Genomic DNA, 13,434 nt, shown 5'->3' with positions numbered 1-13,434 from the left:
CTCCCTGATTGCCTTGGTTTTTGGATTAGCGGCCGCTCAGCCAGGCAAGCGGAACGGTCACGAGTTGCGGGAACAGGATCAGCAGGAACATCGCGACGGTCTGGGCGACGAGGAATGGCCAGACGCCGCGGATCACCAGAGACATCGGGATGCGGGCCACGCCACAGACCACGTTGAGCACGATGCCGACCGGCGGCGTGATCAGGCCGATGGCGTTGTTGATGATGAAGAGCACGCCGAAATAGATCGGGTCGATGCCCGCCTGCTTGATCACCGGCATCAATACCGGTGTCAGGATCAGCACTGTCGGCGTGAAGTCGAGCGCAGTGCCGACGACCATGACCAGCAGCATGATGACGATCATCAGGACCGTCTTGTTGTCCATGAAGGGCTCGAGCACGCTCGACAGCTCGGCCGGGATATTCGCCTGGGTGATGAGCCAGGCCGAGACGACGGCCGCGGCGACCAGCAGCATGACTGCGCTCGTCGTCTTGGCGGCGGTCAACGCCACCTTGTAGAGGTCGCGCGGCTTGAGCTCGCGATAGACGAACATGCCGACGACGAGCGCGTAGACGGTCGCGACCACGGCCGCCTCAGTCGGCGTGACGATGCCGAAGCGGATGCCGCCGAGGATTGCGAGCGGCATCAGCAGGGCAAGCGAACCATCCCAGGTCGCCTTCAGGCGCTCGGCGCCGCTGCGCCGCGGCAGGACCGTGATCTTGTCGTGGCGGCAGACGATGAACCAGGCGATCACCAGCGACAGTCCAATGAGCAGCCCGGGAAAGACACCCGCGAGAAAGAGCTTAGTGATCGAGAGATTGGCGGCGACGCCGAAGACGATGAAGCCGATCGAAGGCGGGATGATCGGGGCGATGATGCCGCCGGATGCGATCAGGCCGGCCGAGCGACCGGTATCGTAGCCGGCCTGGCGCATCATCGGCAGCAGGATCGAGGCGAGCGCAGCGGTATCGGCCGCAGCAGAGCCTGACAGCGAGGCCATGATGATGGAGGCGAAGATCGCGACGTAACCCAGGCCGCCATGGAGATGGCCGACCAGCGAGAGCGCGAAGTTGACGATGCGCTTGGACAGGCCGCCGGCATTCATCAGCTCGCCGGCGAGCAGGAAGAACGGGATCGCCAGGAGCTGGAACGAATCCGCGCCGATGATCATGTTCTGGGCGATGATCTGGGTGTCGAAGACGCCGAGCCAGAGCATCAACGCGACCGCGCAGACGATCAGCGCAAACGCGATCGGCATGCCGAGCGCCATCGCCCCGCAGAGCGAGAGGAGGAAGATGGTGATCGTCATTCGAGGTGGCCCTTCAGGTCATGTGAAGGGTTGCCGCTGTAGTCGCCGGCAAACTCGGCCAGTTCGAATTCGCCGAGTTTTCCCGTCAGGGCGCGAACGAGCCGGGCAAGCGTGATGAAGCCGATGCCAATCCCGGCGAAGTACAGCACACCATAGACATAGCCCATGCTCAGCCCGGTGACCGGCGCGACCGCGGTGGCGTTGATCTCGTGCTGCTTCCAGGTTCCGTCGAGCAGCATCACGCAGCAGGCCAGGATGAAGGCGTCGCTGATGATCATGCAGATCAGCCGGCCCTGGCGGCCAAGCGCACCAACCAGCGTGTCGACGCCGAGATGACCGTTTTCGCGCATCACCACGACGGCGCCGATATAGGTCAGCCAGACGAAGAAATAGCGCGACAGCTCCTCGGACAGGTCGAGGCCGGAGTTGAAGGCATAGCGCAGGACGACATTGCCGAAGACCATCACGACCATCCCGGCAAGCAGGATGACCAGGACAGCCTCAAGCCCTCGTAGGATCCATCTTTCGGCTTTTGCGAGCATGGTGCGTTTCCTGTGAGTTTCTTGTTCCCTCGCTCCTTTCCGCGACGGAGGTCGTCCGTCCGGGGACGAGGTCGATATCGGCCTGGGCCACTTTCAGAAGCGCGATCATGCTCTCGCGAGCCTGCTCGGGCCTGCGCGCAGTGATCGCTGATGCGACATGGCGGTGGATCGCAACGGACGCCTGGGCCCGCTCGTGGTCGTGCATCGACAACCGGAACGAGGCCCTCAGCACGGCGTGCAGGATCGGCTTGAGTTGAAGCAGCAGACTGTTCCCGGACGCCTCCAGAATCGCCTCGTGGAAGCGAAAATCGGCCGCCTCGTGTTCCGCTTTGCCCGGAGCGCCGGACATCCCTTCCAGCGCCGCCGCGACGGCCCCGATCTGAGCGGGAGTGCCGCGCTCGGCGGCGAAGGCTGCTGCCGCAGGTTCGATCATGCTGCGGAGCTCGAGAAGATCGCGCTCGAACCCGCTCGCCATGTCGGCATCGGTGATCCAGTCCATCACCTGAGGGTCGAGCAGCCGCCACGATGATATCGGCTGGATGCGCGAGCCTACGCGGGGCCCCGTCGTGATCAGCCCGAGCGCCTGAAGGGTCTTCGTCGCTTCGCGGATCACCGTGCGGCTGACGGCGAATTGGGTGGCGAGCTCGTCTTCCCGCGGCAATGCGCCGTCGTTGCCGATCTGGCCTCCGACGATCATGCGGCCAAGGCGGTCGACCAGATGCGAATGGAAATTGGAGGGGCGCGCCATCGTATGATCATATCATCATATGATTGATTGGCGCGCAAGCCGTCGGTCACGCGCCCGCATCGGCATTGCCGGGGATGCGTCGTCGAAGGGTGTCCGGTAGTATGGGGATGTCCGTTCGCCCGGCTGCGAGGGCCAGCCTGAGGGAGCGACCGTTGAGCGATGCGGTGCGCGTGCGGTTATCGCGGGTGCGCAAGGGACGGGAAGGGCATGAACCTTCACCTGATCATCTCGGGCCGCGTTCAGGGCGTTGGCTATCGGCAGTGGTTCTGTGCGCGCGCACGCGCTGCGGGCGTGGCGGGCTGGGTGAGAAACCGGGCCGATGGCACGGTGGAGGCCGTGGTCTCGGGGCCGTCCGACATCGTCGAGACGCTAGCCGCGGATGCCTTCGATGGGCCTCCTGGGGCCGGCGTCCAGGACATCGATCGGAGCGAGGTTGATGGCTCGCTCGTCGGGGCTCCGGGCCGGGGCTTCGTCATCGCGCCCAGCGTCTGAACGGGTGATGGGCACGGCGACAGGAAGAGAACGAGGTCCCGCGACGGGCCGGTCTCCCGCGTTGCCCGCCATCGTGGCGCGATCGGACACGAAGAGGTTGGCCTGTGCGGAGCCGCACCGGCCCCCACGATCAGTCCTTTGGATCGGCGTTCGGGTCGGGGTCCAGCATCTGGCGCCAGCCCGCATGCAGCACCGACGGGTCTTCACGGTCGACGCTGTAATGGCGCAGGACGTGCTGAACATCGTTCATGCGGCCGATCAGCTGCGGGCCCTGACGCAAGCCGACAAGGATCATCAGCACTTCGATGGCGATGAGCTGGACCACATAGGCATCCGTCCCGACCAGCATTGCGGTGTCGTGCGGAACATCCAGCGGCAGCGCGACGTCGGCAAGCTGCGCAAGCGGCGTTCCGCCCTGGGCCAGCGCGATGATCGTCGCACCACGGGCCTTGCCGACCTCGACGGCGCGCAGCAGTGCCGGCATGCGGCCGACGAAGGAGATCGCGACCAGCACATCCTCCGAGGTCAGCGTTGCCGCTGCGACGAGCTGAAAATGCGCATCGGAAAAGGCATTGGCGTTCAGGCCGAGGCGGAACAGCCGCGCCTGCAGATCCTGCGCCAGGAAATGCGATGTCGCGCCGGTGCCGAGGCAATCGATCCGCCTTGCCTTGCTGATCGCAGCCGCGGCGCGATCGAGATCGAGCGGATCGATGCGGCGTTGCCATTCGGCGAGCACGGTCGTGATGCTGCCCGTGACGTTGCGCAGCACGTCGCTCGCGGTCTCCCCCATCCGCACGGAACGGTGCAGGAACGGCGCGCCGAGCGCCACCGCGCCGGCGAGCTTCAGCTTGAGGTCCCTCAGGCCCTGGCAACCGACCAGCCGGGCAAAGCGTACGATTGTCGGCGCGCTGACCCCGGCGCGCGCCGCGATATCCTCGACATTCGCCTTCACCACCCATTCGACTTCGTCGAGGAACAGGCGCGCCACCCTCTGCTGGCTCTCGGACATCGCGCCGAGCCCCTGCCTGATGGAGCTCATGATGTCGGAGGCGCCAATCGAATCGTCGGGGCCGCTGGGGCGGCCGGCTGCGTCAGCAGGGACGATGTCTGTCATGCGCTCGGACTGTGGCTGATATCGAAATGACAGGCAAACTGATGTTCCGATCCCGTCCCGCGCAGGACCGGAGCCTCCTTGGCGCAACGCTCCGTCGCGTGCAGGCAGCGGGTGCGGAAAACGCAGCCGGAGGGCGGAGCGAGCGGAGACGGGATGTCGCCGGTCAGCATGCGCTCGCGCGGCGGCGCGTCCGGGTCAGGCCTCGGCGATGCGGCGATCAGCGCCCGCGTATAGGGATGGCGCGGATGGCGGGCGACCTGCTTCGTCGAGCCGATTTCCATGATGCGGCCGAGATAGAGCACGGCGATCCGGTCACACATCAGCTCGACGACATCGAGGTCGTGCGAGATGAACAGCATCGCCAGGCCGAGCCGCCGCCGCAGGTCCTGCATCAGGTTCAGCACCTGTGCCTGCACCGAGACATCGAGGGCCGAGACCGGCTCGTCGGCGATGATCAGTCTCGGCTCGACGGCGAGAGCCCGCGCGATGCCGATGCGTTGCCGCTGGCCGCCGGAGAACTCATGAGGGTAGCGCTCCATATGTGCGGCGGGAAGGCCGACGAGTTCGAGCAGTTCGGCGATCCGCGCCTTGCGTGCCGCGCCGCGCGCAAGGCCATGGGCATCGAGCGCCTCGCCGACGATGCTGCTGACGCGCAGCCGCGGATTGAGGCTGGCATAGGGGTCCTGGAACACCATCTGCGCCTGGCGACGGAACAGTCTCAACCGGCGTTCCGGCGCTGCCGTGATGTCCTGTCCTTCGAAACGGATCTGACCTGCCGATGCATCGATCAGACGCAGCGCAAGCCGGCCGATCGTGCTCTTGCCCGATCCGGATTCGCCGACCAGCCCGAGCGCTTCGCCGCGCGCCAGCGAGAAGCTGACGTCGTTGACGGCGCGCACCAGGTGGGGTGCCTTGCCAAAGCTCTTGGAAAGGCCTGCAATCGTGAGGAGCGGTTCCGTGCTCATGCAAGTTCCCTCCAGCGCAGGCAGCGTGTCTGCCGCCCCGCATCATTCTCCAGCATGGGGGCCTCGATGGAGCAGGCAGGCGTTGCATCAGCGCAGCGCGGCGCAAAGGCGCAGCCGCGCTCGACGCGCGAAACCTGCCCCGGGATCGAGCGCACGACGCGCCGACCGCTTGCGTCCTGGATTGCGCGCGACGGCATGCACTCCAGCAGGGCGCGCGTATAGGGGTGGCGCGGTGCGTTGAAGAGGTCCCGAACCGGCGCGCTTTCGACCACCTCGCCCGCATACATCACCGTCACGCGGTCGGCGATCTCGGCGACGACGCCGAGATTATGCGTGATGAAGAGCACGCCCATTCCAAGCTCGCGCCGCAGCCGGTCAAGCAGTGTCAGCACCTGCGCCTGGATCGTGACGTCCAGTGCCGTGGTCGGCTCGTCGGCGATCAGCAGGGCCGGCCGGCAGGAGAGCGCCAGCGCGATCATGACGCGCTGACGCATGCCGCCCGACATGTGATGCGGATAGTCCGAGGCGCGGCGCGCCGCATCGGGGATTTCGACGAGGCCAAGCATCTCGACGGCGTGAGCCCAGGCCTTGCGCCGGTCATAGCCGAGATGCAGCCGCACCGCCTCGGCGATCTGCTCGCCGACGGTCAGCACGGGGTTCAGGCTGGTCATCGGCTCCTGGAAGATCATCGCGATCTCTGCGCCGCGCAGCGCCTGCATGGTGGCCCGGGGCGCGGTGGCGAGGTCGATCGTATCGCCGGAGCGGCGACGGAACAGGATGCGGCCCTGCGAGACCCGCCCCGACGGGCGTGGCAGCAGGCCCATGGTGGCGAAACTCGTCACTGACTTGCCGGAGCCGGACTCGCCGACCACCGCGACGGTTTCGTTCTCCGAGATCTGTAGCGAAACGCCGCGCACCGGCGTCACCTCGCCCTCTTCGGTGCGGAAGGAAACGGCGAGATCTTCGATGGCGAGAAGGGGCGCGGTCATCTCACAGCGCCTTTCTGAGCTTGGGGTCGAGCATGTCGCGCAGGCCATCGCCGACGATCTGCAGCGAGAGCGCGACCAGAACGATCGCGACACCGGGAAATCCGACGACCCAGAATGCGTCCTCGGCATATTGCTGGCCCAACGCGATCATCGTGCCCCAGGTCGGCGTCTCCGGCGGCACACCCGCGCCGAGGAAGGACAGCCCGGCTTCGGCAAGGACCGCATAGGCGAAGATGAAGGTCGCCTGCACCAGGAGGGGCGAGGCGACGTTGAGCAGCACATGCACGAAGAGGATGCGCCAGATCGAGACGCCGAGTGCGCGTGCCGCCTCGACGAAGGGCAGTTCCCGCACCACCAGCGTCGAGGCGCGGATCACGCGGACGACGCGCGGCGTGTAGACGATGGCGAGCGCTAGCACGACATTGCCCGCGGAGGCGCCGAGCACCGCGACGAGGAAGATGGCGAGCAGGATGTCGGGCAGCGACATCAGCGCATCGACCAGGCGCATGATCACGGCGTCGGCGCGCTTGAAATAGCCGGCGACGAGGCCGAGCGCGGCCCCGATCGAGATCGAGATCACGACGACGGCAAGCCCGATTCCCAGTGAGGCGCGCGCTCCCCAGATCACCCGGGAGAAGACGTCGCGGCCGAGCTCATCCGTACCGAACCAGTTCACCTCGCCGGGCGGGCGCAAGCGCCTTGCCATGCGCATCGAGGCAGGATCGAACGGCGAGAGCCAGGGCGCCAGCAGGGCGAGTGCGAAGGCAATCACGAGGATCACGGCTGCGAGCAGCACCAGCTTGCGGCGGAAGAGCCGGCGCAAGAACAGAAGTGTCGGAGCTGAGGTCACGGCGGAACTCATTGGCGCACCCGTGGGTCGACGAGGGTGTAGATCACATCGATCGCCAGGTTGATCAGTGCGTAGATCGCCGCGACCGCCAGAAGCGCGCCCTGGATCACGGGATAATCGCGGCGCAGCACCGCCGACACGACGAGATTGCCGACGCCGGGCAGGCCGAACACGGTCTCGGTCACGATCGCGCCGCCGATCAGCAGGGCGAGCGTCAGGCCGAGCACGGTGATGATCGGGACGAGCGCATTGCCGAAGGCGTGGCGCAGCACCACGCGCAGTTCCGAGATGCCCTTCGCCCGTGCCGTCCGCACGAAATCGGCATCGAGCACATCGAGCATGCTGGCGCGGGTGAAGCGCGTGATGAGGGCGGAGTTGACGACGCCGAGCACGGCGGATGGCAGAAACAGGTGCTGGAGCCGCTCGAAGAAGGAGGCGTCGGGCGCGCCATAGCCAGCGACGGGGAACCAGCCGAAACGCACGGCAAAGAGCTGGATGAAGATCAGGCCGAGCCAGAAGCTCGGGATATTGGCCGCGAGCATGGCGAGCCCGCTCACCGCCTGGTCGATCGGGCGGCCGCGCCAGACCGCGGAGGCGATGCCGGCCGGGATGCCGATCGCCGCGGCAATGGCGAGCGAGAACATCGCGAGGAAGAAGGTCGGCTCGGCGCGCTGCAGCAGCGCCTGGGTCACAGGCTGCTGCAGGAAGATCGACTGGCCGAGATTGCCGGTCGCGCATTCCTTCAGCCAGAGCACGAATTGCAGCAGGAGCGGCTTGTCGAGCCCGTAAGCCTCGCGCAGGCGCGCCACATCCTCCGGCGTCGCCTGGTCGCCGAGCATCAGGGCCGCGGGGTCGCCGGGCGCCAGCCGCGTCAGGAAGAAGACCAGCGCGGCAACGAGAAAGAGGACCAGCAGCAGGCCGGCGAGGCGACGTCCGATATGTGCGAGCACCGGATGCGCTCCTTTCGCGGGAAGCGGATACGACTGTGGCGGGGCGCGCGAACGCACCCCGCCACATCAAGCTTGCGCCTTACTTGGCGAGAGCGACGTTCCAGAAGGACGGCCACGGCATTGCCGCATAGCCGGACAGCTTCGGCGAGGCTCCCGCCAGTGCGGCGAAGTTGCCGGCGCGGATATAAGGCACCTCGTCATAGACGACCTGCTGGACCTTGCCCCAGAGCGCGCCGCGCTTCGCCGGGTCGGGCTCGTTGTTGAAGGCGCTGAGCGCGGCCTCCTTGGCCGGGCTCGACCACCAGCCCGGAGCGCCTTCGCCGAGTTGCGGTGGAGACAACATCGGTTCGGGGAGGAAGGCCGAGTGGGTGATGTAGATGTCCCACAGCGCCGGGTCGCCGCGACGCTGGACCAGGGTGGCCCAGTCGACGACATCGAGCTGGACCTTGAAGCCGGCGGCTTTGAGTTGTTCGGCCATCACCAGCGCCATGCGGTGATGGAAATCATACTGCTTCGAGTTGAGGATACGGAGCGGCGCTCCGTCATATTTGGCCTCGGCCAGCAGCTTCTTGGCGCCGGCGACGTCCGGCTTGCTGTACTTGTCCTTGCCGGCCTCCGAATAGAACGGCGAGCCCTTCGGGAAATGCTCGGCCGCCAGTGCGAAGAATTTCGGCTCGCCGAAGCCGGCCATCATCACCTCTTCGAGGTCGAGGGCCATCTGGAAGGCCTGACGGACCTTCAGGTCGGCCATCGGCCCCTGCTTGGTGTTGGTCGGGAAATAAGGGAAGCCGAAGGGCATGGTCAGCACGGGGCGCGTGCCGCTCGCGGCTGAGACCTTCTTGTAGCTCTCGACCGGCAGCTGGTCGGCGAATTGATACTGGCCGGCGATGGCGCCTTCGACGCGGGTATTGGCGCTCGGCACCGGGATGAAGCGCAGTTCGTCGATCTTGGCTTCGCGCTTGCCGGCATAGCCCGAGGCGGGCTCGCTGCGCGAGGCGTAGCCATCATGCTTCACCAGCACGACGAACTGGTCCGGCTTGCGCTCGCGGAACTTGTAGGGGCCGGTGCCGACGAATTCGGTCAGCGGGGTGGCGATCGATTCCTTTGCCATGATCGCGGCGAAGCCGGAGGGCAGCGCCAGATGGGCGAGCAGCGCCGGCTCGACCTTGCTGAGCTGGATCTCGACGGTCGACGGGCCCTTGGCGGTCAGACTCGCGATGCTCTTAGCCAGACCCTTGCCGCGCGGCGTCATCTCGAGCCAGCGCTTCAGCGAGGCGACGACGTCCTCGGAATCGAGGTCCCGGCCGTTATGCAGCTTCACGCCCTTGCGCAGCTCGATCGTGTAGGTCTTGCCGTCCGCGGACACCGTCGGCAGTGCTGCCGCCAGCATCGGCTGCGTCGCCCAGTTCGCATCGAAGGTGAACAGCGGCTCGTAGACGTGCTGCATGATCGTTCCGACCAGATCTGCGGTCGACGCCATCGGATCGAGCGACTGCGGCTCGCCGACCATGGCGAGATTGGCGCTGGATGCGCTCTGCGCCATGGCCGCCATCGGCATCAGCGCAGCCGAGGCGCCAAGGGCCGCTGCCAGGACGCCCAGTCCGCGCCGGGTGACAGAATTCTGATTGTGATCGCGGTTCCGCATTGGCCTCTCCCTGCCGTTCGCGTTGCCTATTGTGAGGGTGATGAAAATTTATTACGCAAATGGCATCTGTCAATCGCCAAATTTCATGCTGCATGGCAATATAAGGGTGAGTTTGCGCCGAAGTGATTGATACTTCTATCTGGCTCTGTAATTAAATTCCATATGACCCAGGGGTAACCAATGTCCTCTCTCGATCTGGTTCTGCGCGGCGGGCGGGTTGTCGACCCCGGCCAGGGCATCGATGCGGTTCTTGATGTCGGTGTCGCGGACGGACGCATTGCAGCCCTGGCGCCGCGCCTGGACGCTCCGCAGATCCACGATGTTTCCGGCAGGATCGTCACGCCCGGCCTGATCGACCTGCACACTCATGTCTATTGGGGCGGGACGTCGCTGGGTGTCGACCCGCTGATCCTCGCGCGCCGCGGCTGCACCACGCTCGTCGATACCGGCAGTGCCGGTGCCGGAAATTTCGATGGCTTCCGCCGGCATGTCATCGACACCTGCCCCGTGCGAATCATTGCCTATCTCAACATCTCCTTTGCCGGCATCTATGCGTTCTCGAAGACCATCATGGTCGGCGAGAGTGGTGACCAGCGCCTGCTGGCGCCGATCGACACCCTCGCGGTCGCCGAGGCCAATCGCGATGTGCTCGCCGGTCTGAAGGTGCGCGTCGGCCATCACGTGTCAGGTACTGCCGGTCTCGTCCCGCTCGAAATCGCGCGCCAGACGGCGGAGCGGCTCGACATGCGCATGATGGTGCATATCGATCACCCGCCTCCGACGCTCGGGCAGGTGCTCGCCCTGATGCGCCCCGGCGATGTGCTGACCCATTGCTTCCGGCCGTTCCCGAACTCGCCCGTGACGCGCGATGGCGGCGTGCTGCCGGCCGTCAGTGCGGCGCGCGAGCGCGGCATCATCTTCGATATCGGCCATGGCATGGGCTCGTTCTCCTTCGACGTCGCCCGCACCATGCTCGCCAACGGCTTTGCTCCGGACACGATCTCCAGCGACGTCCATGCCCTGTGCATCGAGGGGCCGGCCTTCGATCTGACGACGACGATGTCAAAGTTCCTCTGCCTCGGCATGCCGCTGGACGAGGTCATCAGGCGCACGACGGTCAATGCAGCGCAGGCGATCGAGCGTCCGGAGCTGGGCACGCTTGCCCCTGGGACGATCGCAGACATCTCGATCCTGTCGCTTGAGGCCGGGGCCTTCGACTATAGCGATTCGACCGGCGCGATCCTGCGGGGCGCCGAGCGCCTGACGGCGGCGGGGATCGTGATCGGCGGCCGCCTCTGGGAGGCTTGCCAAGAGACGAGGCAGGTGGGCTGACGCATCACGCCTCGAGATGCGGCACGGCCTCGCTCCCGGGGAGCTTGGTGCTGTTGCGCGGCTGTGACGGCGGCCTGATGCCGCGGACGACGCGCTCGCGGCGGTCCATTCCCTCCGGATTCGTCGGCCCAGGAGCTCGCGGAACGACGCCCGGCACTTTCCTTCCTCAATGAAACGGTAGTATAGTTCTGCATTCTGCATCCGATGGCGGCCGGACGCAGGATTTTCTACTCGCGGTAGTAATAGGTCCGGTTCTGCCGGGCAGACGGAAAGGCCGGCAGCCATGATGAGGGGAACTGAACCGCTCGAAGTCTGGGAGATCATTTCCTCCCCGACCGGCTATGCGGCCCTGCAATACGCAGCCGAGCAGGGGGATCCTCCTCTCGAGCCTTTGGTCACACTCATCGAAGAAACCTGCGGAACTTGGTTATCCTGCGATCCCGCTACCCATCTCAAGCGCATTCACAGGATGGTGGCGCGGCTGATGATGGCCGATGGCTGGCAGGAGGCCGGCGTGAAGCCGATGCGGCGCGGACGCCTGATCACCGAGGCCATGACCTTCCAGCGCGGCCCTGATCAAATGGTGCAATAGCGCGGCTTCAGCCGGCCTCGACCCAGGGCATCTCCGTCCCCGTGGGATCGCCCTGTGCCGCCACTCTCTCGATCAGGCGCATATGTCGGTCGAGGCAGCTTTCCAGTTCGAATCTCGCCTGCACTGTCGCCCGTGCCGCGCAGCGCAGGCCCTCGAGCTCGCCCCGCCGTTCGAGTGCCTGCACGATCGTGGCTGCCAGGGCCGGCACGTCGTGAAACGGAGCGAGCAGCCCGTTGCGGCGGTCGGTAATCACCTCCTGGACCGGCGGTGTGCGTGAGCCGACGACCATACAGCCGCAGGCCATCGCTTCCAGCAGGGACCAGGAGAGCACGAAGGGCACAGTCAGATAGACATGAACCGCGGAGACCTGGAACAGTCGCCGCAGCTCCTGATGTGCCAGCCAGGAAATGTGAACGAGGCGCTCGCCAAGCCGGGTTTCCTGCAGCATCGCATCTCGCCAGAGCTGCCCATCCGGACGCGGCCGGCCATAACCTGCGCCATCCCCGCCGACGACAATGAAGCGGGCATCGGGTCTTGCCTGCGCGACCAGCGCGGCGGCGCGCATGAATTGCGGATAGCCGCGATAGGGATCAAGGTCGCGGGCGGCGAAGGTGACGATCTCGTCGCCGGCGCGAATCACCTCGCCATCGGGCAGCGTGAAACTGGCCTCCGCATTCGGCCGGCATAGCTGCGTATCGATGCCGTCATGGCAGATCGCGATCCGGTCGCGGATGCTGGCAGGGTATTGCCGGTGCTGCCAGCGCGTTGGGGTATAGGCGGCGTCGATGGCCTGCAGGGTCAGGAGTTGCGCGGCATTGCGCATTCTCAGCCGCATGCGCTCTGCGTCCGTCGCTTCGTCCGCGGGTTCGAAATCGAAATCCGAGTCCCGATCGTTGTAATAGTACTCGCAATAGCCGATCACCGGCGTGGCTGGCAGCGCGTCCTTCGCGAAGAGCAGCCCACCCCAGCCGGTATGGCCGATGATGACGTCGGGTCGTTCATTGCGCGGCAGTCGCCGCAGGACGGAGGCCACGGCTTCGCCTGTCCTGACGTGATATTCCGTCGCGGCGAGGCTGGGGCTCGCCGTTACGGGTCCGCTGACGGTGTAGAGAATCTGGCGCAGCCCGGGACGGACGGCTTCCGCATGTTCCGTGACCAGCGTCACCTCGGCGCCGTCGCCGAGGAGGCGCCCGATCAGGTGAGCGAATTGACCAGATCCTGAACGATGAACGAATAAGACGCGCATGACGCCAGCAGAACCCCTCCATAGCGCAGGGCGTCGCTCCAGAGTTGCTCGAGACGCCGCAAGGTGTCGTAGGCCGTCCGCATGTCCGGTTCGACATCGAGATCCTGGCTCGGGCCGAACTGATTGCTCTCATCGAGCTGCTTGAGGCGCTCGACCAGAAGCTGGCCCTTGGGGGACAGCGAGATTCGGGCTAGCCGCCGGTCACGCGGCGAGGCGCCGCGCTCGAGATAGCCGCTCTCGACCAGCTGCTTGAGGTTATAGGAGGCGTTCGAGCCGAGATAATAGCCACGGTCGAGCAGGTCGCGCACCGCGATCTCCCCAGTGCCGATCGTCAGCAGAACCATCACCTGCGAGGGCGAAACATCATCGACGCCCAGCCGGGTCAACTCCAGGCGCAGATAGTCGAGAAAACGCCGGTGGACCCTGTCGATCAGGCGGGCGAGGTCGAGCTGGGTGACGGTGTTCCTCGAAATTCCATTGTCCGAATCAGTTCTCCGCTCTGGTCGGCCGGGCTGGCCGTTGACTGCGGCACCCAGGAACTGGGCGCCGTATTGCGGTTTCGAATGCATTCTCTACTCCGCCTGGTTTGAAAATGGGCACCCCGCCCGAAGAAAACCCCTTCTGGAGTGGAATAGCCTATACGCAAAGCACATGCCATCG

14 protein-coding genes are annotated in these 13,434 nt (G+C 65.8%); 3 read left to right on the top strand and 11 right to left on the bottom strand.

Annotated features, from left to right (window positions below; all coding sequences use genetic code 11):
- Positions 1-25: 25 nt before the first annotated feature.
- The 3 genes from AC1DGP_RS15050 to AC1DGP_RS15040 are packed head-to-tail and all read right to left on the bottom strand — an operon-like array spanning position 26 to position 2,599.
- Entirely contained in the window at positions 26-1,309 is a 1,284-nt protein-coding gene (locus AC1DGP_RS15050; protein ID WP_441490744.1) for a TRAP transporter large permease, read from the bottom strand.
- On the bottom strand, positions 1,306-1,851 hold the full coding sequence (locus AC1DGP_RS15045; RefSeq protein ID WP_441490745.1) for a TRAP transporter small permease: 546 nt from the start codon (positions 1,849-1,851) through the stop codon (positions 1,306-1,308). The genes AC1DGP_RS15050 and AC1DGP_RS15045 overlap by 4 nt, the downstream gene beginning before the upstream one ends.
- A complete protein-coding gene (locus AC1DGP_RS15040; protein WP_441506395.1) occupies positions 1,811-2,599 on the bottom strand; it encodes a FadR/GntR family transcriptional regulator in 789 nt (262 codons plus the stop codon). Before AC1DGP_RS15040 ends, AC1DGP_RS15045 begins: the two co-directional genes overlap by 41 nt.
- 207 nt (positions 2,600-2,806) lie before the next feature.
- Here AC1DGP_RS15040 and AC1DGP_RS15035 point away from each other — a divergent pair, with 207 nt between their 5' ends.
- Positions 2,807-3,091 carry an acylphosphatase gene (locus AC1DGP_RS15035; protein WP_441506394.1) on the top strand — a complete coding sequence of 95 codons (285 nt, stop codon included), beginning with the start codon at positions 2,807-2,809 and terminating at the stop codon, positions 3,089-3,091.
- Positions 3,092-3,221: 130 nt separating this feature from the next.
- On the opposite strand, the gene AC1DGP_RS15030 is transcribed toward AC1DGP_RS15035, so the two are convergent.
- From AC1DGP_RS15030 to AC1DGP_RS15005, 6 genes are all read right to left on the bottom strand, one after another.
- Entirely contained in the window at positions 3,222-4,130 is a 909-nt protein-coding gene (locus AC1DGP_RS15030; protein ID WP_441506393.1) for a MurR/RpiR family transcriptional regulator, read from the bottom strand.
- A 71-nt stretch (positions 4,131-4,201) separates the two neighbouring features.
- Positions 4,202-5,170: an ABC transporter ATP-binding protein gene (locus tag AC1DGP_RS15025; protein ID WP_476832256.1), complete on the bottom strand. Its 969-nt coding sequence runs from the start codon at positions 5,168-5,170 to the stop codon at positions 4,202-4,204.
- Positions 5,167-6,159: an ABC transporter ATP-binding protein gene (locus tag AC1DGP_RS15020; protein ID WP_441506391.1), complete on the bottom strand. Its 993-nt coding sequence runs from the start codon at positions 6,157-6,159 to the stop codon at positions 5,167-5,169. Before AC1DGP_RS15020 ends, AC1DGP_RS15025 begins: the two co-directional genes overlap by 4 nt.
- A 1-nt stretch (position 6,160) precedes the next feature.
- The gene (locus AC1DGP_RS15015; protein WP_476832255.1) at positions 6,161-7,021 is read right to left on the bottom strand and encodes an ABC transporter permease; all 861 of its coding nucleotides are present in this window, start codon (positions 7,019-7,021) and stop codon (positions 6,161-6,163) included.
- On the bottom strand, positions 7,018-7,959 hold the full coding sequence (locus AC1DGP_RS15010) for an ABC transporter permease (RefSeq protein WP_069878112.1): 942 nt from the start codon (positions 7,957-7,959) through the stop codon (positions 7,018-7,020). The genes AC1DGP_RS15015 and AC1DGP_RS15010 overlap by 4 nt, the downstream gene beginning before the upstream one ends.
- A 79-nt stretch (positions 7,960-8,038) precedes the next feature.
- A complete protein-coding gene (locus AC1DGP_RS15005) occupies positions 8,039-9,604 on the bottom strand; it encodes an ABC transporter substrate-binding protein (protein ID WP_441506390.1) in 1,566 nt (521 codons plus the stop codon).
- A 180-nt stretch (positions 9,605-9,784) separates the two neighbouring features.
- On the opposite strand from AC1DGP_RS15005, the gene AC1DGP_RS15000 reads away from it, so the two are divergent.
- Positions 9,785-10,936, top strand: coding sequence for an amidohydrolase/deacetylase family metallohydrolase (locus AC1DGP_RS15000; RefSeq protein WP_476832254.1), 1,152 nt, complete (start codon positions 9,785-9,787; stop codon positions 10,934-10,936).
- Between the two features lie 283 nt (positions 10,937-11,219).
- Positions 11,220-11,528 (top strand): hypothetical protein, encoded by a 309-nt coding sequence (locus AC1DGP_RS14995; RefSeq protein ID WP_441506388.1) that lies wholly within the window; start codon positions 11,220-11,222, stop codon positions 11,526-11,528.
- Positions 11,529-11,535: 7 nt separating this feature from the next.
- On the opposite strand, the gene AC1DGP_RS14990 is transcribed toward AC1DGP_RS14995, so the two are convergent.
- On the bottom strand, positions 11,536-12,693 hold the full coding sequence (locus tag AC1DGP_RS14990; RefSeq protein ID WP_441506387.1) for a glycosyltransferase: 1,158 nt from the start codon (positions 12,691-12,693) through the stop codon (positions 11,536-11,538).
- Between the two features lie 29 nt (positions 12,694-12,722).
- Complete coding sequence (locus AC1DGP_RS14985; RefSeq protein WP_441506386.1) at positions 12,723-13,343, bottom strand: MarR family winged helix-turn-helix transcriptional regulator; 621 nt, start codon at positions 13,341-13,343, stop codon at positions 12,723-12,725.
- Positions 13,344-13,434: the final 91 nt, after the last annotated feature.

It is taken from the genome of Allobosea sp. 05T433, from assembly GCF_056396065.1.
The sequence above is the reverse complement of the archived record's forward strand: the minus strand, read 5'-3'. Positions and strand labels throughout refer to the sequence as shown.

Excerpts from the sequence above, each read along its gene's own strand:
- AC1DGP_RS15050 (WP_441490744.1), bottom strand. The coding sequence starts at position 1,309 with ATGACGATCACCATCTTCCTCCTCTCGCTCTGCGGGGCGATGGCGCTC.
- AC1DGP_RS15045 (WP_441490745.1), bottom strand. The coding sequence starts at position 1,851 with ATGCTCGCAAAAGCCGAAAGATGGATCCTACGAGGGCTTGAGGCTGTC.
- AC1DGP_RS15040 (WP_441506395.1), bottom strand. The coding sequence starts at position 2,599 with ATGGCGCGCCCCTCCAATTTCCATTCGCATCTGGTCGACCGCCTTGGC.
- AC1DGP_RS15035 (WP_441506394.1), top strand. The coding sequence starts at position 2,807 with ATGAACCTTCACCTGATCATCTCGGGCCGCGTTCAGGGCGTTGGCTAT.
- AC1DGP_RS15030 (WP_441506393.1), bottom strand. The coding sequence starts at position 4,130 with ATGAGCTCCATCAGGCAGGGGCTCGGCGCGATGTCCGAGAGCCAGCAG.
- AC1DGP_RS15025 (WP_476832256.1), bottom strand. The coding sequence starts at position 5,170 with ATGAGCACGGAACCGCTCCTCACGATTGCAGGCCTTTCCAAGAGCTTT.
- AC1DGP_RS15020 (WP_441506391.1), bottom strand. The coding sequence starts at position 6,159 with ATGACCGCGCCCCTTCTCGCCATCGAAGATCTCGCCGTTTCCTTCCGC.
- AC1DGP_RS15015 (WP_476832255.1), bottom strand. The coding sequence starts at position 7,021 with ATGAGTTCCGCCGTGACCTCAGCTCCGACACTTCTGTTCTTGCGCCGG.
- AC1DGP_RS15005 (WP_441506390.1), bottom strand. The coding sequence starts at position 9,604 with ATGCGGAACCGCGATCACAATCAGAATTCTGTCACCCGGCGCGGACTG.
- AC1DGP_RS15000 (WP_476832254.1), top strand. The coding sequence starts at position 9,785 with ATGTCCTCTCTCGATCTGGTTCTGCGCGGCGGGCGGGTTGTCGACCCC.
- AC1DGP_RS14995 (WP_441506388.1), top strand. The coding sequence starts at position 11,220 with ATGATGAGGGGAACTGAACCGCTCGAAGTCTGGGAGATCATTTCCTCC.
- AC1DGP_RS14985 (WP_441506386.1), bottom strand. The coding sequence starts at position 13,343 with ATGCATTCGAAACCGCAATACGGCGCCCAGTTCCTGGGTGCCGCAGTC.